The following is a 23,387-nucleotide window of genomic DNA, read 5'->3' on the forward strand; positions in this document are numbered from 1 at the left end:
CCGTCAGGGGATCAGCACGATCTTCCCGCGGGTGTGCCGCTGCTCCAGCTGCTCGTAGGCGTCCTGCACCCGGTCGAGCGGGTAGGTCGCCGCGATCGGCACCTCGACCTCGCCGTTCGCCACCTGCATCGCCAGGGCGCCGAGGATCTCCGGGTCGGCCGTGTCCGCGCTGCCGGAGGCCTTCGCACCGACCTCGGCGGCGGCCTCGAAGGCGATGATCGTCTCGATGCGGTCGACCGGCACGCCCAGGGCGATCCCCAGGTGCACGTACTCCGGACCGTACGTGTCGATGACAGCGTCGATGCCGTTGGTGGCGAGCTCGGTGATCCGCTCGTGCAGGCCCTCGCCGTACGCGACGGGCCGTGCACGCTTCGACCGGAGCCACTCGTGGTTCGCCTCGGACGCGATCGCGATCACGTCGATGCCCTCGTTCGTCAGCAGCTGCGTGACGAACCCGCCGACACCACCGGCGGCACCGGACACGACGACGGTCTCGCCGGGTCGGGGGTCGACGGCTCGGACGGCTGCGGCAGCGGTGGTGGCGACGATGTCGAGCCCGCCGGCGACGGTCCAGTCGAGCAGTCGCGGCTTCTGCACGACCTGTTCGGCCGGCACCGAGACGTACTCGGCCTGGCTCGCGCGGTCCCACGACCAGCCGAGGACCTCTTCGCCCTCGTCGACGCCGTCGACGCCCTCGCCGACAGCCACGACGATGCCGGCGAAGTCGGTGCCCTGACCGGACGGCAGCGCGTCGGAGGACCCGCCGTCGAACAGCCCCTGACGGATCGCCGACTCGCCCGGGTTGATGCCGGCGGCGCGGACGCGCACGAGCACCCGACCGGCGGTGGCCTCGGGGACGGGGACCTCGGCGACGTGCAGCACGGAGCGGTCGCCCCACTCGTCGAAGCGGACAGCGCGCATGGTCTCCGGGATCTCAGTCATCGCGTCCGACGGTACCCCGAGCCCCACGAACAGTCCGCTTGGACCGCTCCATCGCGACAACGGTGGGAGACTGATCCCATGCCCATCCTCAACAAGGACATGCAGGTCTGCATGTCGCTCGCGGCCCGGCCGAGCAACATCGGCACCCGGTTCCACAACTTCCTGTACGACGAGCTCGGGCTCAACTTCTTGTACAAGGCGTTCACCACGACCGACCTGCCCGGCGCCGTGGCCGGCATCCGCGCCCTCGGCATCCGCGGCTGCTCGGTGTCGATGCCCTTCAAGGAGGCGATCATCCCGCTGGTCGACCACATCGAGGAGTCCGCCGCCGCCATCCAGTCGGTGAACACGGTCGTGAACGACGACGGCGTGCTCACCGCGTCGAACACCGACTACGAGGCGATCGCCGCGCTGCTCGCCTCGCACGACGTCGACACCGCGTCCCGCGTGCTGCTCCGCGGCTCCGGCGGCATGGCGAAGGCCGTGACCGCTGCCTTCCGCGGCGCCGGCTTCGACCGCCTGACGGTCGTCGCCCGCAACGAGCAGACCGGTTCGGCGCTCGCGTCGCAGTACGGCTACGAGTGGGTCGCCGAGGAGCGCGAGGCGGGGAGTCCGACCTGGTCGTCAACGTCACGCCCCTCGGCATGCGGGGCGACCAGCAGGACGCGCTCGCCTTCGCGCAGGGCCGGATCGAGGCGGCCCACACGGTCTTCGACGTGGTCGCGTTCCCGTCGGAGACCCCGTTGGTCCGTGCGGGGCGGGATGCCGGCAAGCACGTCATCACCGGAGCGGAGGTCATCGCGCTGCAGGCGGCCCGCCAGTTCGAGCGGTACACGGGCGTCGCCCTGACGGACGACCAGGTGGCGCGCGCCAGCGAGTTCTCGCGCGCCGAGTAGTCGACGCGACCAGAAGACGGACGGGAGGCCCGTGGCGGCGCCGCCACGGGCCTCCCGTCCGTCTCGTGGGACGTCTCAGGCGTTCGCCGCGCGTCCGACGGCCACCCACCCGAGCCGGCGCAGCGTCTCGTGGTTGCGCACCCAGATGAGCGGCTGCATGAGGAAGTCGGGGACGTGGGCGCCCGGACCGGCGACGGCGTTCTCGACGATCGTGACCTTGCAGCCCTTGCGGTGCGGCTCCACGGTGATTTCCACACGGGCCTCGCCGATCGGCCACCCCTTCGGCTGGATCACCATGCGGTGGGGCGGGTCCCACACCAAGGACGTCGTGACGTCGTCGATGACGATCGGCCACGCACCGAACGAGTGGTGCAGGTGTGTGCCGACCGCTGGCCAACCGGGTTCCTCACCACGCATACGCGAGGCACCGACCACCCAGGTCGTGTAGAGCCAGCCGTCGCCGAGCACGTCGAAGACGTCCTCGGGAGCGCAGTGCAGGATGCGGACGTTCTTCGCCATGGTGATCAGCCTTCCGGGGTGAGGTCGACGTCGTCGGGCAGCCCGAAGGTGTGCCGGAGCGCACTCTTCGCGGCACGCCAACCAGCCATGCCGTGCACGCCGGGGCCGGGGGCGGACGACTCGGAGCACAGGTACATGCCACCGCCCATCCGCCACGGGTCACTGGACAGCACCGGGCGCTTCACGAGCTGCCAGAAGCTCGCGGCCCCGGCGGCGATGTCACCGCCGACGTAGTTCGGGTTGTGGTCCGACATGTGCGCAGCCGTGCGGCTCGACGTGTGCAGGATCGTGTCGCGGAAGCCCGGCGCGAACCGTTCGACCTGGCGCGTGATCGCCTCGGTCTGGTCGACGTCGGACCCCGACGGCACGTGCGCGTAGGCCCAGAAGACGTGCTTCCCTCCGGCGCACGGGTCCGGTCGACGACGGTCGGCTCGGAGCCGAGCACGTACGGCCGTTCGGCGTGCTGACCGCGCGCGACGGAGCCCTCCGCCGCCGCGATCTCGGCTCGTGTCCCACCGATGTGCACGGTGCCGGCCCGGCGCAGCGCCTCGTTCGTCCACGGCACCGGGTCGGACAGTGCGAAGTCGACCTTCGCGGCCGCGTTGCCGAACCGGAACCGGCGGAGCGCACCGCGCTTCGGCGTGGGGATCTGCGACCCGGCGATCCGCAGCATGCCGGGGACACTCGTGTCGAACAGCACCGCCTTCGCCGGGGTGAGGTCGCCGAGCGACCGGACCTCGTGCCCGGTGACGATCCGTCCGCCGTGCGCGACGAGGTCGTCGGCGAGCGCGTCGACGATCGCCTGGCTGCCGCCGATCGGCACGGGCCAGCCGCGGGCGTGCGCGTAGGCGCCGAGCGACAGCGCCGCGGCGGCCGTCGACAGCGAGGGCATGTGCTGGATGGAGTGCGCGGCGACGCCGGACACCATCGCCGGCGCGGCGTCCTGCCGGAAGCGGGCGTTCCAGGCACTGCTGCCCTGCTCGAGAGCGCGGAGGCCGAACCGCAGCACCGTGAGCGGGTGCCGCGGCACGTGCAGGAGGGCGTCGGTGGCGAAGTCGGCGACCTGGTCGGCCGCGCGGGCGAGCGGGCCCATCAGGTTCCGGAAGGCCGGGCCGTCCACGCCGAGCTCGGCGGCCGTCCGTTCGAGGTCCTGGTACGCGATGCCCGCGCGACCGCCGTCGAGCGGGTGCCCGTACTGCACCTCGGGCAGACGGAGCTCGATGCGCTCCTCCATGCGGAACAGCCGGAAGAACTCGGACTGCAGGGCCATCGGGTGCACGGCCGAGCAGACGTCGTGCAGGAACCCCGGCAGCGTGAGTTCCTCGGTGCGGGTGCCGCCGCCGATGGTGTCGTTCCGTTCGACCACCTCGACGGACAGGCCCGCGCGGGCGAGTGTCACCGCCGCCGCGAGTCCGTTCGGACCGGCACCGACCACGACCGCATCAACCATGGTCCGAGCCTAGGGACTCGTGTCTGCGCGTGGTCCCGGTTCAGGGGCGGGCGACGTCGGGGTCTGCGGGGTCGGAGCCGTCCTCGTCGCCGTCGGCGTCGTCCGGCTCGTCGGCGTCGACCGGGGTCGAGCCCACGGGGTGCTCGGCGAGCAACGTCGCGAAGTCCTCGTCGAGCATCTGCTGCAGGCGGTCGTCGCGGCCGATCTCGTAGTCGTCCGCCGGACGCTGGGCCCAGCCGAGGCGCCCGACCACCGTGGTGCCGATGTCGTCCCAGGCTCGGGCACGGGCGGCGAGCACGATGCCGTCGACGAAGTGCTGGTCGTCACGGCGCTTGTCGAGCATCGTCGCGAGTTGCTCGTACGTCGCCTCGCGCGTGCGCAGCTTGAGGTCGTCACCCCGGCGGTAGTCGTGCTGGTGCCGTGAGCGGCCCTTCGACTTGCTCGACGTCGACCGGATCTCCCGCATGCGCGCGGCGTCGCCACGCTGCTCCTCGGCCATGCGGTGGAGCTCCTCGCGCGCGGCCTCGGCGATCAGCGCGTGGTCGAAGTACCCCTGGTCGCGCAGCGCATTGGTGATGATCCGGTTGCCGACCGCGATCGTGACCGCGGCCTTCGCGATGAGGAACCCCTCGTCGACGGCCCGCTTCAGTTCGACCTGGCTGATGGGTCGATCGCGCACGTCGTGGTTGCGTCGTCCGAACAAGGCCATGCTCCGACGATACCGGCGTCCGGTGACCATCCGTCGGCAGGTGGACCCGCATCACGCCCTGGAGGGACGACACGCCCCGAGTGGTTCCGTAGCGTCGGGTGCATGGTCACGTACACGGAGTCCCCCGCACCGGTCTCGGCACCGCGAGCCTCGTCCTCGGGATCTGTTCGCTGCTCGCCGGTTGGACGTTCATCGCGCCGATCGTCGGGCTGTGCCTGGGCGTCGCATCGCGGAGCCGGGAGCCGCTCGCCCGTGGTCGCGCGGGCTGGGGGATCTTCCTGAACCTCATCGCGCTCGCCGTCTGGATCCTGCTGCTCGTGCTGGCGGTCGTCGGCGGGGTGTTCGCGGTCTGGCAGGGCGCGACGCACAGCTCCTGACGCGCACGCACGGCGGAGGCGGGGGTGTCGTCTAGAGCAGCAGGCCGTAGACGGCGACGTCGGCGCGGACGGGGCCGAGCGGCAGCGCACCCCGCAGGGTCCCCTCGTGGGCGAACCCGAGCCGTTCGGCGAGCGCGCGGCTACGGACGTTGTCGACCCCGGTCCGGATCTCGAGCCGTGCGGTGCCGCGTGCCCGCGCGACCTCGACCAGGACCCCGGCGGCCCGCCCCGCGACACCGCGGCCCTCGTGTCCGGCGTCCACCCAGTAGCCGAGTGACGCCTGGCCCAGGTACGGGTCGAAGGTCAGCGACGCCACCCCGACGATGCGGTCGTCGGAACGGATGACGCAGGGGAGCGCGCGGTCCATCGCGAACTGGCCGAGCAGCCGTTCGGTGTGCAGTCCGATGGTCTCGCGGTCCTGCGGATCCCACGCCCACGGTTCGGCCGCACGCAGCCGGTCCAGGTTCGCGCGCACGAGTTCCAGCACCGGGTCGACCGTCGTCAGGTCGCGCAGCGTCAGCGTGTACCCGTCGCCGAGGTCCCGCCCGAATGCCGCCACCCGTCAGAGACTATGCACGCCGGGCGCTACTCGTACCGGAGCGCCTCGATCGGGTTCTGCCGCGCGGCGCGGCGTGCGGGGAGGGTGCCGGCGAGGAACGCGATGAACATCACGACGAGGATGATCGTCGCCACCGAACTCGGCGCGAACTGCATGATCTGCAGGCCCGGCAGGTCTTTGAGCACCGTGCCGGCGAGCACGTTCGAGATGCCGGTGCCGAGCAGGATCGCGACACCGGCTCCGATGGCGCTGCCGAGGAACCCGATGAAGACCGCCTCGAGCGAGAACAGCGTGTAGACCTTGCCGCCGCCCATGCCCATCGCCTTCATCAGGCCGATCTCGCGGGTGCGTTCCTGCACGCTCATCAGCAGCGTGTTGATGATGCCGAAGCCCGCAGCCACCAGGGCGATGACGGCGAAGGCGTTCAGGACCCCGACGATGCCGCTGATGACGGTCTGGAACTGTCCGAGCTGGTCCTGGATGGTCTGCCCGAGGAACCCGTCGTCCGACAGCGCCTTCTTGACCGTGGTCGCGGAGGCCCCGGAGTCGAGCGTCGCGGTGGCGCTGGCGTACGAGGTCGCGATCGAGTCCGGCTTGCCGATCTCCTGCGCGGCCTGCATCGCGTCGGTGAGCGCGGCGTTCGCCCCGGCACCGCCGCCGAACAGCGACTCGTTCTGCACACCGACCACCGTCGCGGTGAGGGTGTGCTCCTTGCCCTGGTAGTCGTCCACCGCGAAGGTGAGGTCCTTGCCGACGGCGGCCTTCGCGCTGCCGAGTCCGAGGTTCTCCAGGTAGTTCGTCGGCAGGATCACCTGGTTCGCGTCGGTGTCGTCGTCGAGCTGCTTCCCGCTCGCCAGGTCGGCGTCGAGCTCACCCGCGTTGGCGGTCAGCGAGACGACGTACTTGCCGTCGTCGCCGTGCTCGGCGTACTTCGGGGCGAGCGCGACCGCCGGACGGATGCTCTTGATGCCGTCGATCGCGCGGATGTCGTCGACGTCGGACTGCGACAGGTACGAGAACGACGCGGGGCCGCGGTCCACGCTCTGGCCGGACTCGTCGGGGTCGTACTCCGCCGGGCCGCTGTCGGTCGACGCGGTGTCGACGGCCTTCGTGATGGTCAGGGAACCGGTGTCGCCGATCGACGAGACCTGGGTGTCGATGTAGTTGCTGACTCCCGTGCCGATCGCCGAGGTCAGCGTGATCGTGAAGGCGCCGATGAAGATCGCGATGACGGTCAGGGTCGTGCGCAGCTTCGACCGGAAGGTGTTCGAGACCGCGGTGCGGAGCAGGTCGAGGAAGTTCATGCGGAGTGCCTTCCGTGCGTGGCCTGCTGGTCGACGGCGGCACCGGCGGTGGGCGTGCCGTCCGATCCCCCGACGATGAGTCCGTCGCGGACGTTGACGCTGCGGTCGCAGCGGGCGGCGAGTTCTTCGTCGTGCGTGACCACGACGAGCGTGATCCCGCGTTCGCGCTGCAGGCCGAAGAGCATGTCCTCGACCACCTGCCCGGTGTTCGTGTCGAGGTTGCCGGTCGGCTCGTCGGCGAAGATGACGCTCGGCTCGCCGACCAGCGCGCGTGCGATGACCACGCGCTGCTTCTGCCCGCCGGACAGGTCGTTGGCGTCGTTCTTCGCCTTGTCGGCCAGACCGAGGGAGTCGAGCGCCGCCATGCCGCGTCGTTTCCGCTCGGCCCCGGAGACGCCCGCGATCTTGAGCGGCAGCACGACGTTGTCGAGGACCGAGGTCTTGGGGGTCAGGAAGAACTGCTGGAACACGAACCCGAAGGTGCTGTTGCGTGTGCGGTTCACCTGGCGGGCGCCGAGCGTCGCCGCGTCGGTGCCGTCGAGCAGGACCTGCCCGGTCGACGGCTTGTCGAGCAGCGCGAGCAGGTGCATGAGCGTCGACTTGCCCGATCCGGACTTGCCGACGATCGCCAGGCTCTCGCCCTGGTGCACCTGGAGTGACACCCCTTGAGCGCGTCGAACCGCGTCGGGCCTCGGCCGTAGGTCCTGGCGAGGTCACGGGCCTCGAGCACGGGAGTGGTCATGGCCCCACCGTAGTGTCCGCTGCACGACTGCAAGTTTGCGTTTGCTGTAGATCATGTGACGTTCCGGTTACAGTCGGGCCATGCCCGACACCGCGCCCGCCACCGAGATGGGTCTGCGCGACCGCAAGCGGATCGAGACACGCCACCGCATCGCGGAGGCGGCTCGGTCCCTCGCGCTCGAGCAGGACATCGACCACACCACGATCGAACAGATCGCCGCACGCGCCGAGGTGTCGCCCCGCACGTTCTTCAACTACTTCGAGAGCAAGGAGGACGCGGTCCTCGGGCACACCGAGCTCGACCTGGACGCCGAGACCCTGGCGGCGCACCTCGAGACCGTCGCGGGAGAGCCGGCTGCGCAGGCCGTGGTCGACCTGGCGTTCCTGGTGTTCGGCTCGTCGTTCGGCGACGAGCACGAGCGGCTTGCCCGGAAGGAGATCATCGTGCGCTTCCCGCAGCTCATGCGCCGCCAGGTCAGCCGGATGACGACCGTGGCCGAGGCGATGACGGGTGCGGTGCGCACGATCCTCGAACGCGATCCGGCGTGGGGGCCGGACGCCGCGACCCCGCAGGCCGCCGAGATGCTGCTCGGCATGTGCATGACCGGCCTGCGGAGTTCGGCGCGGCACGAGGGTTCCGACCCGGACGAGGTCCGCGCCCGCGTCGTCGCGTCGATCCGCGACACGGCTGCGCGGGTCACGGCTTCGTGATGAAGCCCTCCTTCACCATCCAGTCGAACGCGACGTCGGCGGGCTCGCGCCCCTCGACGTCGACCTGACGGTTCAGCTCCTGCAGCACGGCGTCGGTGAGCTTCGGCGAGATCTGGTCGTAGACGTCCGCGAGCTGCGGGTACTCCTTCAGGGTGGCCGAGTCGAGCACCGGGGCGACGTTGTACGCCGGGAAGAAGCCCTTGTCGTCCTCGAGCACGGTCAGACCGAGCGACTTGATGCGGCCGTCGGTGGTGAAGACCTCGCCGAAGTTGCACTTGCCCCGGTCGGTGGCCGTGTAGACCGTGCCGGTGTCGAGGATGCTGACGTTGTCACTCGGGATCCCGTTGTCGCCCGAACCGCCGAGTTCCAAGCCGTACTTCTTGAGCATCGGCTTGAACCCGTCGGCACGCGAGTTGAACTCGGACTCGACACAGAAGGTGCGCTGGTCGACCGGCAGCTTCGCGATGTCGGACAGGGTCGTGACGTCGCCGAGCTCCTTGACCGCCTCGTCCCGCACCGCGAACGCGTAGGTGTTGTTCATCGGCGCCGGCTCGAGCCAGGTCAGCCCGTTGCGGGCATCCTCCTTCTTGACCGCTTCCCACTGCTCGGTCTTGTCCGGGATCCCCTCGGCGTGGCCCATGTAGGTCAGCCACGCGGTGCCGGTGTACTCGTACGTCATGTCCGCGTCGTGCGTGGTCATGAGCTGCCGGGCGGGGACGCTCCCGGGCACGTTCGTCTCGTCGGTGACGTCGAACCCGGCAGCCTTCGCCGCGAGCACAGCGACCTTGCCGAGGACGAGCTGCTCGGTGAAGTTCTTCGACGTCACGGTGATGTGTGCGCCGGCCGGCAGATCGTCGATGCGCTGGATGGTGCCCGGAGCAGCATCGGGGACGAAGGACGTCGCCGGCTGCAGACCGCAACCGGTCAGCACGAGCGCGGTGGCACCGGCGACGAACGCGGCGGCACCGACCCGGGTACGGATGCGGCGGGTGCGGCGGTTCATCGGAGTCCCTTCGGTCGTGCGACGGTCTCGACCACGCGGCCGAGCCAGTCGATGGAGAGGGCGAGGAGGGCGACCAGCAGCGCGCCGGACACCAGCACCTTCGGCAGGAACAGGTTCACCCCGGTCGTGATGAGCAGGCCGAGGCCACCCGCGCCGATGAAGGTCGCCAGGCTCGCGGTGCCGACGAGCAGCACCAGAGCGGTCCGGATGCCGGAGAGCATGACGGGCACCGCGAGCGGCAGTTCGACGCGCATCAGCACGCTGAAGGCGCTCATCCCCATGCCGCGGCCGGCCTCGACCAGCCGGGAGTCGACACTCTGCACGCCGATCATGGTGTTCCGGAGCACCGGCAGGATGGCGTACAGGACGAGGGCGACGACCGCGGACCACGAGTTCAGGCCGAGCCACGCTCCGAGGAGCACGATCAGGCCGACGGCGGGGGCCGCCTGCCCGAAGTTCGCGACGGCGAGGACGTACGGGCTCGCCCGGCGGAGTGGCCCACGGGTGAGCACGATGCCGAGCGGGATGCCGACCACGAGCACAAGCACCGTCGCCTGCAGGGTCAGCACGAGGTGCTGCCCGGTCAGGTCGAGGATGTCCGACGGGTTGAGCGTCGTGCGCTCGGTCGGGGTGAGGTCGGCAGTGGCGAGCCAGATCACGAACCCGGCCAGCACCACCAGGATCGCGATCGGCTGGAACAGCAGGCCCTTCCAGGACGTGCTGGCGCCGGTGGCGGGCCCGGCGGCGACAGCACTCACAGGTCTTCCCCGGAGGGCGCGATCACGGGCGCGGCCGACGAGGACGGCAGCGTCTCGATCTGGTTGGTGTTCGTGCCGACCGGCGTGTACGCACGGTCGTCGGCCGCTGCCGCCCGCGACCGGGTGATGGCCTCCATGACGACCTCGACCGTGATGACACCGCGGAACGCCTCGCCCCGACCGGTGACCAGTGCGGCCCCGGCGCTCGAGACGAGCATGGTGTCGAGCGCGTCGTTGAGCGTCGAGGCCTCGCCCACGATGGGCAGCTCCGGGTCGACGCCGTCCGGGATCCGGTCCAGACGCTCGAGCTGCCGGCGCGATGGCCAGCCGATCGGCCGCTGCCGACGGTCGACCACGACGGCGTGCCCGTGACCTCCTGCCTCCTGCATGCGCTGCAGGACGGCCTTCGCCTCCTCACCGGGGAGCAGGTCACCGCGGAGACGACCTCGACGTCGCGGACGCGGTTCAGGGTGAGCTGCTTCAACCCGGCGCCCGAGCCGATGAAGTTCTCCACGAACTCGTTCGCCGGCTCCGCCAGGATCCGCTCCGGGGTGTCGTACTGCACGATGTGAGCGCCCTCGGTGAAGATGACGATCCAGTCGCCGAGCTTCACGGCCTCGTCGAAGTCGTGGCTGACGATGACGATCGTCTTGTGCAGCTCTTCCTGGATGCGCAGGAGCTCGTCCTGCAGGCGCTGCCGGGTGATCGGGTCGACCGCACCGAACGGCTCGTCCATCAGCAGGACGGGCGGGTCCGCGGCGAGCGCCCGGGCGACGCCGACACGCTGCTGCTGGCCGCCGGAGAGTTCGCGGGGGTAGCGGTCGCGGTAGGTGTCGGGATCGAGCGAGACGAGGTCGAGCAGCTCGTCGACGCGCGCCGCGATCTTCTCCTTCGACCAGCCGAGCATCTTCGGCACGATCGCGATGTTCGCCGCGACGGTCATGTGCGGGAAGAGCCCGCCAGCCTGGATCACGTAGCCCATCCGGCGGCGGAGCTCGTCGGCGTCGATGCCGGTCACGTCGTCGTCACCGACGACGATGCGGCCCTCGGTGGGCTCGATCAGGCGGTTGATCATCTTGAGGGTCGTCGTCTTGCCGCAGCCGGACGGGCCGACGAGCATGACGATCTTGCCGGCCGGGATCTCGAGGGTGATGCCGTCGACGGCTGGCTTCGACTGCCCGGGGTACCGCTTGGTGACCTCGTCGAGCAGGATGCTGCGGCCGGTGACGTCCCCGTCGGGCGCGGTGGTGGTGGCGGAGTCAGTGCTGGACACGGATACCTCTCGAGATGGTCAGGCGGCCGAGGCCGAGGAGGAGCAGGTCGAGGACGAGGGCGAGCAGGACGACGCCGACCACCCCGACGACCACGGAGTACAGGGCGTTCGCGCCGCCGAGGCGCGAGAGTCCGGAGAAGATGAAGCCACCGAGCCCGGGGCCGAGCGCGTACGCGGCGATGGCTGCGATGCCCATCACCATCTGGGCGGACACGCGGACGCCGCTCAGGATGATCGGCCAGGCCATCGGCAGTTCGACCTGCACGAGGGTCCGGAACCGGCTCATGCCGATGCCACGCGCGGACTCGACCACGCTCGGCGGGATCTCGGCGAGGCCGACGACCGCGTTGCGCAGGATGGGGAGCGCGGCGAAGAAGACGACGGTGACCACCGACGGCAGGACACCGAAGCCGAGCGGGACGATGAGCAGGCCGATGACCGCGAAGGACGGCAGGGTGAGGCCGATGGCGGACACCCCGTTCGCGACGGAGGTCAGGCGGGGACTGCGGTAGACGAGTGTGGCGAGCACCACGGCGATGACCGTGGCGAGCACCGTGCACTGGACCACCAGTGAGAAGTGCTGCCACGACGAGAACCAGATCTGGCTCCATCGCTCCACGACGTACTGGAACACGGGTGGGCGCTCCCCTTCCGGTCGGCCGAACTGCCCACGGGTCGGGGCACAAGCTGCGCCAAAGCTACGCAGGGCACGGACCGGTCGCACGACGAAGCGCAGCGGAAGCGATCGTTTCCTGTGCAGATGGTCGGACGAGAACCCCTGGTCAACAGGCAGTTCGACCGTCGAGCCTGAGAGAACGGTAACGATCGTGAGGGGCCATCGGCTACATGGCCAGGCCCCGCAGGCCGGACCGCTCGGCGATGTCGACGAGCTGCTCGCGCCAGAGGACCCACGCTTCGGGGCTCTTGTCGGCCAGGTTGCCGTCCCCGTCGCCCGCCAGTCCGTCGAGCATCTCGCGGACGATGTCGGCGTGCCCCGCGTGCCGGGCCGTCTCGTACGCCATGTGCACCAGGATGCGGTGGAGCGTGACCTCGCGGTGCTCCTCCGGCCACCAGGGGACGGTGCCGCGGGCGTCGAGATCGAGCGCTTCGATGGTCGCGTCGGCGTGTGCAGCGCTGCGGTGGTGGAAGGCCACGACGTCGTCCAGGGTCTCGTCGAACGTCGCGTACATGTCCTCGCCGTCCTCCGACTCGAGCCAGGCGGGCGCGTCGGGCAGCGGCCGACCGAAGACCTCGCCGAAGTACCCGGCCTGCACACCGGCGACGTGCTTCACCAGCCCGAGCACGTTCGTGCCGGTCGGGGTCACCGGCCAGCGGGCCTGCCGTTCGGCCAGGCCGTCGAGCTTGCCGAGCAGCGCGGCGCGGTGCTTCTGCAGGTACCGGTGCAGCGTCCGCTTCACCGCAGCGGCCGAGGCCAGGGGATCGGTGTCCGACGACGCGCCCTCGTCCGACAGGACCGAGTTCCCGCTGGACGCGAGACCGGTGGTCGTCGCGGGGTGGACCTCGGGGACGGCGTCGGTGCTGCTCATGCCCTCGATCGTGCCACCACGACGTCCTGCAGGCGTGCCGATTCCTGCACGGCCACACGCTCCGCGGTGAGCAGCAGTCCGGCCACCTCGGCCGAGGTGCGCGCTGGGGCGTCGTTCCAGCTCGTCAGGTCGCGGACGCGGCCCATCCGGACGTCGGGTGCCGGACACCAGAGCACCGGCGCACCTTCGTCCACGGCGAGCGCGTGCCAGACCAGGTCGAGCGAGTGCTGGACCCGCGGCGAGTGCACGGCGTGCGGCCCGCCGGCGGCCGAGACGACCGCGCCGACCAGGCAGGCGGCGACGAGGGGCCGCCCCTGCACGTCCATCGCGGCGGCACTCGTGGCCTTCCGCATCCGGCCGTGCTCGTCGAGGTACGCGAACCAGGCGTGCTGGATCCAGCCGCGTTCGACGACGCCACGCGCGTCGGACAGCAGGTGCTCGAGCTCGCCGAGTTCCTGCAGCCGGGCTTCGACCCGTCGGACGCGTGCGGCGGCGCGGCGCTCGGCGAGGCGGTCGAGGAACCCGCGGAGGCCGGTTCGCTCGGATCGGGTGGGGGCGGGAGAGGCGTCGGTGGCGACGTCGTGCTGGACGCGGAACTCGAGGGTCATGAGGGCCCCTCCGATCGGCTGTGCACGGATGGTGCGGTCACGATAGCCCCGCGGGGTCTCAGCCGTCCAGCACCGCGTCGATGCTGCGCCGCGCGACGCTCCGGAAGGCGCGTTCGTCGGACGTCGCGAGCGCCGAGGCGAGCGCGATCGCCCACCCGCGCGCGCGTCCCCAGGTGACGTCCGGAGCGGCGACCAGCGTCCGGAACGCGTGGCGGGCCTCCCGGTCGAGCGTCAGCCAGGCGGTGGCGAGGTCGACGGCGGGGTCCCCCGAGGTCACGTCGCCGAAGTCGACGACCGCCGACAGGCGTTCGTCGCCGTCCGGCGTGCGGTCCACGAGCAGGTTGAACGGGTGCAGGTCGCCGTGCACCCAGACGGGAGGCCCGGTGTGCGTCGGCAACGCCGCCGCGGTCCGCCAGACCGCTGCCAGCTCCACGGCCCGGGGCACGTCCTGCGTGGCGAGTCGCGTCAGGACGGCGTCGCTGCGCGTCGCCAACGGCACCGCACGGAACGGGTTCGCCGGAGCATCAGCCGGCGCCGGCACGTGCAGCAGTCGCACGAACTCCGCGAGGGCCCCGGCGACCCGGACACCGGCAGCACGCTCACCGACGGGTGCTCCCGGGAGCCACGGGACGATGCTCCACGACCAGGGGTACCCGAGCGCCGGACGGCCCACGCGCACCGGAGCCGGCACCGGGACGACCGGGGCGACGCGGGCCGCGATCTCCGGAAGCCACCGCTGCTCGTGCTCGACCAGGCGTGCCGCGAGCTCCCGACGCGGCAAGCGCACGGCGTACTCGTCGCCGAGCCGCACGATGACGTTGTCCCAGCCGTTCGCGACGACCACGAGCGGCAGGTCCGCCAGGTCGGGGTGCTGGTCTCGCAGCAGGGCCCGGACGAGTGGGACGTCGACGTCGACCTCTGCCGGTGGTGTGGGCACCGGCTCAGGCTAGTGGGCCGGTGGACACATGCCCGCGAACGGGGGCGGGTGCGGAAACCGACCGCTGGGTATCCTCGTGGAGCGGTGACGTGGGTGTTTCCCTGGGGGGACCCGCGTCATTCCGGCGCGATGATGGCGACGAGTCGCGGGACCTCTGGCCGGAGGCGTTCGGTGACGAGCGCGGCGAGCAGCACCGTCCAGAGTTCCCGCAGGCGTTCGTACAGGTCGGTGCGGTCGGCGAGCACGTCCGACACCGTCTGCACACCCGTGTACGCGGGGATGACGACGCGTCCGACGAGTTCCGGGTCCCACCGCGGGTCGACCTCGCCGGCGTCGATCGCCTGGCGCACGGTCTGTGCGATGAGCGCCATCCAGTCGGTGTACGGGTCCTGACGAGGGACGTCGTGCGTCGCGACCTCGGTCGACAGACGGATGCCGGCGCTCACGACGACCTCGGTGACCATCTGGGTCGCAAGTCCCTGCGACATCCACATGAGTGCTTCGAGCGGCGTCCGGCTCCGGGCGACCGCGGCTTCGCCGTAGCGCCGCGAGACCTCGTGCTGCTGCGCGATCACGGCGCCGGCGAGGTCGGCCTTCGACGCGAAGTGGAAGTACAGCGCGCCCTTGGTCAGCCCGATCCGCTCGGCGACGCCGTCCATCGACGCGCCGAGGTACCCGCGCTCGTCGAACTCGGCGGCCGCGGCCCCGATGATCGCCGCGCGGGTCTCGAGCGCCCGCTGCTGCCGGGTGCGTCCGTCCTGGGCCATCACCTGCCGATCGTAGTCCGCTCCGAGGCTGCGCACGGCCCGCGTCCGGGCGGGTGCCCTACGGTTGGCCGCCATGGACGGATGGCGGAACCCCGCGCGGTGGGCGCGGACCGGACGGTGGCTACTGCTGCCGATCGCGGTGCTGGACTGGGTGGCCCTCGCGCCGCAGACCATCGTCGTGCTCGCGTTCCTGATCGCCGTCGTCGGGCTCGCCGGGATGGCAGCCGCGCTCGTCGTGCACATGCTCGGGCGCTCCCGCGGTGCGATGGCGCTGCTCGGTGTCGTGCTGCTGCTCGGCGGGCTCGTGGTGTTCGGCCTCGACCCGTTCCCCGGCTCGTTCCCGCTGATCGACGCGTGGTGGCCCGAGTCGATCACGCAACCGCAGGTGGTCGGCAGTGCCTACTGGCAGCTCGCCGGCCTCGGCATCGAGCTCGCGGGCTTCGGCATGCTGGCCACGTTGCTCGTCGTCGCGCTGACGGGCGCACCGCGATCACGGCAGGACCGCTTCCGCTCCTGACGGCGGCGCAGCGGCACGTCGTTCAGCGGCGGCGCAGCAGCACGACGGTGACGTCCCGGCGGCTGTCCGCCGGCACGAGCGCGCGGATACGCTCGACCGCCGCGGTACCGGTCGGCTCGGACCGCACCAGGTCGGCCAGGTCGTCGAGGTGCCGGATGCCCTCGAGCGCCAGGACGCCCTCGGTGCACAGCACCAGCCGGTCGCCCGCCGCCAGGTCGAGCGTTGCGGGGGACCGCGGCACGGACTCCGGCTGCAGGCCGAGCGGCAGGTCGAGCGAGTGCAGCGCCCGGCTGGTGCCGTCGGCGCGGACGAGCACCGCGAGGCCGTGCCCGGCGTCCCCGAAGTCGACGTGCCCCGACGTCGGGTCGAGCCGCAGGTGGAAGAGCGAGCCGACGGCGTCCGCAGCGGACAGGTCGGCGGTGATCTGGGCCTCCAGGCCGCCGATCGCGTCCTGCATGACGGTCTCGGTGCGCGCCACCACGGCACCGCGCACTGCCGAGGCGAGGAGACCCGACGCTCGTCCCGCTGCCGACAGGCCGCCCACGGTGACGTGCAGCACACCGTCGGTGGCGAGCCGCCAGTCGGCGACGTCCCCGCCGCCCGGCTCACGCCGGATCGCGAGGGTGTCCAGGTCGTACCCGGGGACGTCGACCGGTTCGGACACCAGCCCCTCGAGCACACGGTTGACCCGGCTGCGGTCGATGGCGTGCCCGAGCTCCCGTTCGGCCCAACGGGCGAGGTCACGCAGCAGCTCGAGGTCCTCGACCGACAGCTCGCGCGGGGTCGCGTCCATGATGCAGAGCGTGCCGACCCTGGTGCCGTCGTGCATCGTCAGCGGCGCCCCCGCGTAGAAGCGGATCCCGTGCTCCACCACCGCCGCGGTGTGCGCGAACCGGGCGTCGAGCGAGGTGTCGGGGATCACCATCGGCTCCGGACTGAGCACCGTCGTCGCGCAGAACTGCTCGCTCGCGGGCACGCTCGAGCCCTGGTGCCAGCCGAACGTCGACTGCGACGTGACGACGTCACTGTGGACGAGGTTGAGGAAGGTCAGCGGCACGCCGAACGCCTCGTGGGTCATGCGGGTGATGCGGTCGAAACGCTCCTCGGGGCCTGCCCCCAAGACCTCGAGCGCCTCGATCACAGCGGTGCGTCGGTCCGCACCGTCGAGATGGTTGGTCACACGCCCTGTCTACCCGCTCAGTCCGTCAGGAACCAGTCCCGCGGGTGGGGGTCGGCGCTGAGCGTGCGCCGCTCGGACACCGGGGCCGCCCACGCCGCCGCGTTCGACAGCACCCGCTGGATGTCCGGGTGGTGGTAGACGGGGTACTCCTGGTCGCCGGGGAGAAGTAGAAGACCTTGCCCAGACCGCGGCGGTAGGCGACCCCGGACCGGAAGACCTCGCCGCCGGCGAAGGTCGACAGGAACACCTCTTCGTCGGGGCGCGGGATGTCGAAGTACTCGCCGTACATCTCCTGGCGCTCGATCACGATCGGGTGCGGGACCCCGGCGGCGATCGGGTGCTCGGGGGCGACCGTCCAGACGAGCCTCGCGCTCACCGTCGTTGCGCCACTTCAGCGAGCAGGTCGTGCCCATCAGGCGCTTGAACGGCTTCGAGTAGTGCCCGGAGTGCAGCACCACCAAGCCCATGCCGGCGTGCACCGCGTCGACGACCAGGTCGACCACGGCGTCGCTGACCTCGTCGTGGGCGGCGTGGCCCCACCAGAACAGGACGTCGGTCGTGGCCAGTCGCTCGGCGGTGATGCCGTGGTCGGGCTCCTGCAGCGTCGCGGTGCTCACGGTGGCGTCGGGGTGGTGCTCACGGAGCGCTGCCGCGATCACGGTGTGCATGCCGTCGGGGTAGTGCCCGATGACCGTCGCGTCACCGCGGGTCTCGTGCACGTTCTCGTTCCAGACGACGATGTTCAGGGGACGGTTCTCGGTCGGCACTGACATGGCTCCAACGCTAGCCTCCCCGGGCGTCGAATCGATACGACCACCGGAGTGTCGGGAGTTTCCCGGGACGCGTCCGCGACGATGTGGACATGACTCCCCGCTCCCTGTTCCGTGCCGCCGCGGTCGCCGAACTCGTGACCTAAACCATGCTCATCGCCGGGATGGTGCTCAAGTACGGCCTGGACGCCGGCGACTGGGGCGTCCGGATCGGCGGCGGGGTGCACGGCTTCGTGTTCCTGGCCTACCTCGTCGTGACGACCGTCGTCGCGGTCAACCAGCGCTGGACCCCCGGCGCACTCGTGCTCGGTTGGGCGAGTGCCGTCGTGCCGTACGCCACGGTGCCGTTCGAGGTCGCGGTCGCCCGACGCGGCATGCTCGAGGGCCCGTGGCGCCGCTCACCCGACGCGCGCTCGGGCTTCTGGGACCGTCTGTTGTTCTTCGTGGTGCGTCGCCCCGCGGTCGCGGTCGTCATCGGGGTCGCGGCGGTCGCCCTGGTCTTCGTGGTGCTGCTGGCGGCGGGCCCGCCCGTCCCGCGCTCCTGAGCCTCGTTCTGGCTCTGGCGTCGCGAGGGCGCGCCGTCGCGAGGTTCCACAACATGCCGCTCAGGTTCGCCGGGGTTCCAAAAACGGGCCGTGCGCGGCGCGAGATGCCGAGATTTCGGAACCTCACGGGACGCGACCGGGCGGGGACTGGGCGGAGCGGGCAGGCGCACGCGCGCGGACGACGGACGGGAGGCCCGGTGCCGGCTGGCACCGGGCCTCCCGTCCGTCAGGCGCGTGCGTCTAGAGCGCGGCGAGCGTCGCGTTCAACGTGGCGGACGGGCGCATGACCGCGCTCGTTTTGGCGTCGTCGGGACGGTAGTAGCCGCCGATGTCGGCCGGGTGGCCCTGCACGCCGTTCAGCTCCTCGACGATCTGCTGCTCCTGCGCGTCGAGCTTGCCCGCGATCTCGGCGAACGACGCGGCGAGCTCGGTGTCCGTCGTCTGCGCTGCGAGCTCTTCCGCCCAGTACTTGGCGAGGTAGAAGTGGCTGCCGCGGTTGTCGATCGAGCCGAGCTTGCGGCCCGGCGACTTGTCCTGCTCGAGGAAGGTCCCGGTGGCACGGTCGAGCGTCTCACCGAGGATCTTCGCCCGCTCGTTGCCCGTCACACCGGCAAGGTGCTCGAGGCTGACCGCCAGGGCCAGGAACTCGCCGAGGCTGTCCCAGCGCAGGTAGTTCTGCTGCACGAGCTGCTGCACGTGCTTCGGCGCCGAACCACCGGCACCGGTCTCGAACAGGCCACCACCGCCGAGCAGCGGGACGACGGAGAGCATCTTCGCCGAGGTGCCGAGCTCCATGATCGGGAACAGGTCGGTCAGGTAGTCGCGCAGGACGTTGCCCGTGACGGAGATGGTGTCCTCGCCGCGGCGGATGCGCTCGAGCGAGAAGCGCATGGCGTCCTCCGGCGAGAGGATCTCGATCTGCAGGCCCTCGGTGTCGAGCTCGCCCAGGTACTGGCGGACCAGACCGATCAGGTTCGCGTCGTGCGCACGGGTCTCGTCGAGCCAGAAGACGGCCGGGGTCTCCGAGGCGCGGGCACGGGTGACGGCGAGCTTGACCCAGTCGCGGATGGCGACGTCCTTGGTCTGGCAGGCACGCCAGATGTCACCGGGCTCGACGTCGTGCTCGATGACGACGTCACCGGCAGCGTTCGTCACGCGGACGGCGCCCGCGCCGGGGACCTCGAAGGTCTTGTCGTGCGAGCCGTACTCCTCGGCCTTCAGCGCCATGAGCCCGACGTTGGGCACGGAGCCCATCGTCGCCGGGTCGAAGGCACCGTTGACGCGGCAGTCGTCGATCACGGTCTGGTAGATGCCGGCGTAGCTCGAGTCCGGGATCACGGCGAGGGTGTCGTGCTCGTCGCCGTCCGGGCCCCACATGTGGCCGGACGTGCGGATCATCGCGGGCATCGAGGCGTCCACGATGACGTCGCTCGGGACGTGCAGGTTCGTGATGCCCTTGTCCGAGTCGACCATCGCGAGCTCGGGGCCCGCGGCGATGCCGTCGGTGAAGGCCTGCTTGATCTCCGCACCGTTCGGCAGGGCGTCGAGCCCGGCGAGGATCGAGCCGAGACCGTCGTTCGGGGTGAGCCCGGCGGCGGCCAGGTCGGCACCGAAGCGCTCGAACACCGACGGGAAGAAGGCCTTGATGACGTGGCCGAAGATGATCGGGTCGGAGACCTTCATCATCGTCGCCTTGAGGTGCACGGAGAACAGGATGTCCTCGGCCGCGGCGCGCTGGATCTGGTCCTGCAGGAAGGCCTCGAGCGCCGCGACGTGCAGCACGGTGCCGTCGACGACCTCGCCCTGCACGACGGGGATCGACTGCTTGAGGACCTGGGTCTCGCCGCCCTCGGCGACGAACGTGATCGTCAGGACGTCGTCGGCGGGGGCGATCCAGGACTTCTCGTTCGAGCGGAAGTCGTCGACGCCCATCGTGACGACGTTCGTCTTCGAGTCGCTGCTCCACGCACCCATGCGGTGCGGGTGCTTCCGGGCGTAGTTCTTGACGGACAGGGGAGCGCGGCGGTCGGAGTTGCCCTCGCGCAGCACGGGGTTGACGGCGCTGCCCTGGACGCGGCCGTAGCGGGCACGAGCGTCGCGCTGCTCGTCCGTCGTGGGCTCGTCCGGGTAGTCGGGCAGGTCGTAGCCCTGCGACTGCAGTTCCTTGATCGCGACCTTGAGCTGCGGGATCGACGCCGAGATGTTCGGCAGCTTGATGATGTTCGCCTCGGGGGTCTTCGCGAGCTCGCCGAGCTCGGCCAGGGCGTCGTCCACGCGCTGCTCGTCGGTGAGCCGCTCCGGGAACTGGGCGATGATCCGGCCGGCGAGCGATATGTCGCGGGTCTCGACGTCGACACCAGCGGTGCCGGCGAAGGCCTGGATGACCGGGAGGAAGGAGTGGGTGGCGAGGAACGGTGCCTCGTCCGTGAGGGTGTAGATGATCTTGGCCATGCTGGCGGGTACTCCCTTGTTCGACCGTCGGTACGTCCACGCTACTCGTGGTGCGGGATGTCTCGACATCAAGATACATGGTCCGGCCTGCGTCCGGCAGGTACTCGGCAGACGTCCCGGAGGCGCACTGTCGGCTCATAGGAATGCTCGGTGGACTGGTCTTCCGCAGTTCCAGAGCCGCAGGAGGGCGATCATGGCGACGACACGTGCGACACCGGAGGACTTCGGGTGGACCGCGGAGGACCTCCGCTCGGCCTACGCCTCGGACGGCAGCGGCCCGTACCGGTACGCCCCGGACGGCTCCGGGCCGTTCTCGTACGACGTCGACGGATCCGGTCCGTGGCTCGTCGGGCCGGAACCACGCCGCGGACTGGCACGGTTCGCCCCACGCGACCGCGGTGGACGCTCCCGACTCCGCCGCATCGGCACAGCAGTGAGCGCCGGGGCGCTGGCGCTCGTGCTCGCCGTCGGCAGCGTCGCGGTCGTCGCCCACACCGCCCCTCCACACCCCTCGGTCCAGGCGGGTGTAGTCCACAGCGGTGAGCCCGACGGGACCTGATCGCACGGACGGTGCCACGCTGGACCGGTGACCGAACTCCTCGTCGTGGGCGTCATCGCCCTGATCGCCATCGCCGGTGCCGCCGTGCTCGGGCCCCGCATCGGGGTCGCGGCACCGTTGGTGCTCGTCGTCGTCGGGATCATCGCGAGCCTGCTGCCGTTCATCCCGGACGCAGAGATCGAGCCGGAGTGGATCCTCGCCGGGGTCCTGCCGCCGCTGTTGTACTCGTCGGCGGTGTCGATGCCGTCGATGAACTTCCGGCGCGAGTTCGGCGCCATCAGTGGCCTGTCGGTGCTGCTCGTCATCGCGTCGAGCCTGGTGCTCGGCCTGTTCTTCGCCTGGGTGGTGCCGGACCTCGGGTTCTGGTGGGGCATCGCCCTCGGCGCGATCGTCAGTCCCACCGACGCCGTCGCCACCTCGATCGTCAAGCAGACCTCGGTGTCGCGCCGGGCGATCTCGATCCTCGACGGCGAATCGCTGCTCAACGACGCCACCGCGCTGGTGCTCCTGCGCACGGCCGTCTTCACCGCTGGTGCATCGTTCTCGTTCTGGGGTGCGCTCGGCGACTTCGCCAGGGCCGTCGCCATCGCCGTGGTCATCGGCTGGTTCGTCGGTTGGGTGAACGTGTTCGTCCGCGCCCGGGTGCCGAACGCCGCGGTGAACACGGCCCTGTCCTTCGCGGTGCCGTTCGTCGCGGCGGTGCCGACTGAACTCCTCGGCGGGTCCGGGCTCGTGGCCGCGGTCGTCGCGGGGCTGTTCACCGGCATCGTCGGACCGCGCAGGCTCCCGCCGGGGCACCGACTGTCGGACGCGCAGAACTGGCAGACCATCGAGCTCGTGCTCGAGGGTGCGGTGTTCCTGACGATGGGGCTCGAGCTGGCGAAGATCCTCGGCGACGTGCAGCGGGAGCACGCGGGCATCGGTCCGGCGCTGCTCATCGCCGTCGGGGCCCTCGTGCTCACCGTGCTGGTACGGGCCGCGTACGTCGTCCCGCTGCTGTTCGCGCTGTCGGCGGCCGCCAAGCGCGGCGAGCGGATGCAGGAACGCTTCGCCGAGATGCACGCCGGCGACCGCGACGCGATGAGCGAGGTGATCCGCGAGCACCGGCCGGGCAACCGAGCGCCCTCGGAGCGCGAACTCGACCGGTTCACGACACGCGTCCGCCGCACCCTGGCGGACATCGCCTACTACACGAAGGCCCCGCTGGGCTGGCGCGAGGGCACCGCCGTGGTCTGGGCCGGCATGCGCGGGGCGGTGACGGTCGCCGCCGCCCAGACCCTGCCCGAAGGGACGCCGCAACGATCGCTCCTGGTGTTCATCGCGTTCGCGGTGGCACTGCTCTCGCTCGTGGTCCAGGGCGGCACGATCGGCCCACTGCTCCGTCGGATCGCCGCCCCCGCACCCGACACGTCGGCGCAGGACACCGAGGAGCGCAAGCGGCTGCTCGAGCTCATGCGGACGGCGGCCGAGGACGTCCCCGGGACCCGCGAGGCCGGCCCTCGGGCACGCGAAGAACTCGAGGCAGCCGACCCGGCCGAGCTCCGGGCGTGGATGGGACGCGAGAAGGCGCGACGACTCGCGGTGCTCGAGGCGCAGCGTGCGGCGATCCTCGACGCCCGCGACGACGGTTCCTTCGACGCCGAGGTGCTCGAGTCGATGCTGCAGAACCTCGACGCCGAGCAGATCGCCCTCGAGCTCCGTGGGGCACCTGCCCGCTGACGGCAGTCCCGCCGGTCAGGTGCCGATCGACACGCGGAACACCCGGACGCCGGCCGCCCGGAGTGCTGCGAGCCCGAGCCGCATCCGCATGCTGCGGAACGGCCGCTCGAACCCCGACGGCGCCGATGCGGCATCGATCTGGTGGAGCACCTCGGACGTCAGGGTGCGCTCGACCTTGGGCGCGAGCCGTGTCAGTCCCGAGACCGTCACCACGATCCGGACCGCGTGCGGCACGAGCAGCGGATCGATGAGCTCGGCTGCTGCCTGCGCACGGTGGAACGCGGGGTCGTCACCGGGGCGGCGGATCGCGATGACCGCGAGTTCGGCGTCCCAGGTCTCCTCCGGGTCCGGCAGGTCGTCGACCCCGATGACCCGCATGCGGGCAGCGTCGATGCCCGCGCGCACCGCGGCGGCGCGGAGCACGGGCAGGAGTTCCTGGGTGCCGGCGAGCACGACGTCGGCGGTGCCGAGGTCGACCTGCGCGGGCCGCTCTCGCGGCGATCGGGCCATGGTGCGGGTCCTTCCGTCGCTTTCCCACGACGGTA

22 protein-coding genes and 4 pseudogenes are annotated in these 23,387 nt (G+C 71.0%); 7 read left to right on the forward strand and 19 right to left on the reverse strand.

The annotated features are described in order from the left end of the window. Window positions 1-3 precede the first annotated feature (3 nt). Complete coding sequence (locus JN350_RS02170) at window positions 4-942, reverse strand: NADP-dependent oxidoreductase (protein ID WP_240347484.1); 939 nt, start codon at window positions 940-942, stop codon at window positions 4-6. 78 nt (window positions 943-1,020) lie between these two features. Between JN350_RS02170 and JN350_RS02175 the strand changes: the two are divergent. Further along, a pseudogene (locus JN350_RS02175) lies at window positions 1,021-1,838 on the forward strand (shikimate 5-dehydrogenase). Between the two features lie 75 nt (window positions 1,839-1,913). On the opposite strand, the gene JN350_RS02180 reads toward JN350_RS02175, so the two are convergent. The 3 genes and pseudogenes from JN350_RS02180 to JN350_RS02190 all read right to left on the reverse strand — a co-directional run bounded on the left by JN350_RS02180 (window position 1,914) and on the right by JN350_RS02190 (window position 4,516). Beyond that, the gene (locus tag JN350_RS02180) at window positions 1,914-2,357 is read right to left on the reverse strand and encodes an SRPBCC family protein (RefSeq protein ID WP_205463395.1); all 444 of its coding nucleotides are present in this window, start codon (window positions 2,355-2,357) and stop codon (window positions 1,914-1,916) included. A gap of 5 nt (window positions 2,358-2,362) precedes the next feature. Further along, window positions 2,363-3,807 (reverse strand): annotated as a pseudogene (locus JN350_RS02185) (phytoene desaturase family protein). 40 nt (window positions 3,808-3,847) lie between these two features. Continuing rightward, on the reverse strand, window positions 3,848-4,516 hold the full coding sequence (locus JN350_RS02190) for a hypothetical protein (protein ID WP_111083572.1): 669 nt from the start codon (window positions 4,514-4,516) through the stop codon (window positions 3,848-3,850). A 98-nt stretch (window positions 4,517-4,614) separates the two neighbouring features. Between JN350_RS02190 and JN350_RS02195 the strand changes: the two genes are divergently transcribed. Then, window positions 4,615-4,893, forward strand: a complete 279-nt coding sequence (locus tag JN350_RS02195) for a hypothetical protein (RefSeq protein ID WP_205463396.1) — start codon at window positions 4,615-4,617, stop codon at window positions 4,891-4,893. 31 nt (window positions 4,894-4,924) lie between these two features. Here JN350_RS02195 and JN350_RS02200 read toward each other — a convergent pair whose 3' ends face one another. The 3 genes from JN350_RS02200 to JN350_RS02210 are packed head-to-tail and all read right to left on the reverse strand — an operon-like array spanning window position 4,925 to window position 7,418. Further along, a complete protein-coding gene (locus JN350_RS02200; RefSeq protein WP_111083574.1) occupies window positions 4,925-5,452 on the reverse strand; it encodes a GNAT family N-acetyltransferase in 528 nt (175 codons plus the stop codon). 26 nt (window positions 5,453-5,478) lie between these two features. Beyond that, a complete protein-coding gene (locus tag JN350_RS02205; RefSeq protein ID WP_205463397.1) occupies window positions 5,479-6,756 on the reverse strand; it encodes an ABC transporter permease in 1,278 nt (425 codons plus the stop codon). Continuing rightward, complete coding sequence (locus JN350_RS02210; RefSeq protein ID WP_240347485.1) at window positions 6,753-7,418, reverse strand: ABC transporter ATP-binding protein; 666 nt, start codon at window positions 7,416-7,418, stop codon at window positions 6,753-6,755. The genes JN350_RS02205 and JN350_RS02210 overlap by 4 nt, the downstream gene beginning before the upstream one ends. A 160-nt stretch (window positions 7,419-7,578) precedes the next feature. Between JN350_RS02210 and JN350_RS02215 the strand changes: the two genes are divergently transcribed. Beyond that, the gene (locus JN350_RS02215) at window positions 7,579-8,208 is read left to right on the forward strand and encodes a TetR/AcrR family transcriptional regulator (RefSeq protein WP_205463398.1); all 630 of its coding nucleotides are present in this window, start codon (window positions 7,579-7,581) and stop codon (window positions 8,206-8,208) included. Here the strand turns inward: JN350_RS02215 and JN350_RS02220 are convergent. The 8 genes and pseudogenes from JN350_RS02220 to JN350_RS02255 form a co-directional block, all read right to left on the reverse strand. Continuing rightward, window positions 8,195-9,211: a glycine betaine ABC transporter substrate-binding protein gene (locus JN350_RS02220; RefSeq protein ID WP_205463399.1), complete on the reverse strand. Its 1,017-nt coding sequence runs from the start codon at window positions 9,209-9,211 to the stop codon at window positions 8,195-8,197. The two genes, JN350_RS02215 and JN350_RS02220, sit on opposite strands and share 14 nt — an antisense overlap. After that, window positions 9,208-9,969, reverse strand: coding sequence for an ABC transporter permease (locus tag JN350_RS02225; RefSeq protein ID WP_205463400.1), 762 nt, complete (start codon window positions 9,967-9,969; stop codon window positions 9,208-9,210). Before JN350_RS02225 ends, JN350_RS02220 begins: the two co-directional genes overlap by 4 nt. Then, window positions 9,966-11,242, reverse strand: a pseudogene (locus tag JN350_RS02230) (ABC transporter ATP-binding protein). The gene JN350_RS02225 and the pseudogene JN350_RS02230 overlap by 4 nt, the downstream one beginning before the upstream one ends. After that, complete coding sequence (locus JN350_RS02235; RefSeq protein ID WP_111083581.1) at window positions 11,229-11,876, reverse strand: ABC transporter permease; 648 nt, start codon at window positions 11,874-11,876, stop codon at window positions 11,229-11,231. Before JN350_RS02235 ends, JN350_RS02230 begins: the two are co-directional and overlap by 14 nt. A 208-nt stretch (window positions 11,877-12,084) precedes the next feature. Next, a complete protein-coding gene (locus tag JN350_RS02240) occupies window positions 12,085-12,789 on the reverse strand; it encodes a DinB family protein (RefSeq protein WP_205463401.1) in 705 nt (234 codons plus the stop codon). Next, on the reverse strand, window positions 12,786-13,397 hold the full coding sequence (locus JN350_RS02245; protein ID WP_123339389.1) for a DUF6197 family protein: 612 nt from the start codon (window positions 13,395-13,397) through the stop codon (window positions 12,786-12,788). Before JN350_RS02245 ends, JN350_RS02240 begins: the two co-directional genes overlap by 4 nt. Window positions 13,398-13,455: 58 nt before the next feature. Next, window positions 13,456-14,334, reverse strand: coding sequence for an aminoglycoside phosphotransferase family protein (locus JN350_RS02250; protein WP_205463402.1), 879 nt, complete (start codon window positions 14,332-14,334; stop codon window positions 13,456-13,458). Between the two features lie 116 nt (window positions 14,335-14,450). Further along, window positions 14,451-15,101, reverse strand: coding sequence for a ScbR family autoregulator-binding transcription factor (locus tag JN350_RS02255; protein WP_165932299.1), 651 nt, complete (start codon window positions 15,099-15,101; stop codon window positions 14,451-14,453). A 73-nt stretch (window positions 15,102-15,174) separates the two neighbouring features. Here JN350_RS02255 and JN350_RS02260 point away from each other — a divergent pair, with 73 nt between their 5' ends. Then, window positions 15,175-15,618 carry a hypothetical protein gene (locus tag JN350_RS02260; protein WP_205463403.1) on the forward strand — a complete coding sequence of 148 codons (444 nt, stop codon included), beginning with the start codon at window positions 15,175-15,177 and terminating at the stop codon, window positions 15,616-15,618. Between the two features lie 22 nt (window positions 15,619-15,640). Here the strand turns inward: JN350_RS02260 and JN350_RS02265 are convergent, their stop codons facing one another. Together JN350_RS02265 and JN350_RS02270 are read right to left on the reverse strand one after the other, a co-directional pair. Next, window positions 15,641-16,798 (reverse strand): PP2C family protein-serine/threonine phosphatase, encoded by a 1,158-nt coding sequence (locus JN350_RS02265; RefSeq protein WP_205463404.1) that lies wholly within the window; start codon window positions 16,796-16,798, stop codon window positions 15,641-15,643. A gap of 17 nt (window positions 16,799-16,815) precedes the next feature. Then, window positions 16,816-17,571, reverse strand: a pseudogene (locus tag JN350_RS02270) (ThuA domain-containing protein). Between the two features lie 146 nt (window positions 17,572-17,717). Between JN350_RS02270 and JN350_RS02275 the strand changes: the two are divergent. After that, window positions 17,718-18,113: a DUF3817 domain-containing protein gene (locus tag JN350_RS02275; protein ID WP_240347486.1), complete on the forward strand. Its 396-nt coding sequence runs from the start codon at window positions 17,718-17,720 to the stop codon at window positions 18,111-18,113. A gap of 240 nt (window positions 18,114-18,353) precedes the next feature. Here JN350_RS02275 and JN350_RS02280 read toward each other — a convergent pair whose 3' ends face one another. Next, complete coding sequence (locus JN350_RS02280) at window positions 18,354-20,564, reverse strand: NADP-dependent isocitrate dehydrogenase (protein ID WP_205463405.1); 2,211 nt, start codon at window positions 20,562-20,564, stop codon at window positions 18,354-18,356. Window positions 20,565-20,757: 193 nt separating this feature from the next. Between JN350_RS02280 and JN350_RS02285 the strand changes: the two genes are divergently transcribed. Together JN350_RS02285 and JN350_RS02290 are read left to right on the forward strand one after the other, a co-directional pair. Continuing rightward, the gene (locus JN350_RS02285; RefSeq protein WP_205463406.1) at window positions 20,758-21,123 is read left to right on the forward strand and encodes a hypothetical protein; all 366 of its coding nucleotides are present in this window, start codon (window positions 20,758-20,760) and stop codon (window positions 21,121-21,123) included. A 27-nt stretch (window positions 21,124-21,150) separates the two neighbouring features. Continuing rightward, window positions 21,151-22,842 carry a cation:proton antiporter gene (locus tag JN350_RS02290; protein ID WP_205463407.1) on the forward strand — a complete coding sequence of 564 codons (1,692 nt, stop codon included), beginning with the start codon at window positions 21,151-21,153 and terminating at the stop codon, window positions 22,840-22,842. 15 nt (window positions 22,843-22,857) lie between these two features. On the opposite strand, the gene JN350_RS02295 is transcribed toward JN350_RS02290, so the two are convergent. Continuing rightward, entirely contained in the window at window positions 22,858-23,352 is a 495-nt protein-coding gene (locus JN350_RS02295; protein ID WP_111083592.1) for a hypothetical protein, read from the reverse strand. Window positions 23,353-23,387 lie beyond the last annotated feature (35 nt).

Origin of the sequence: Curtobacterium sp. 24E2 (genome assembly GCF_016925595.1) — a bacterium.
Taxonomy (GTDB): domain Bacteria; phylum Actinomycetota; class Actinomycetes; order Actinomycetales; family Microbacteriaceae; genus Curtobacterium.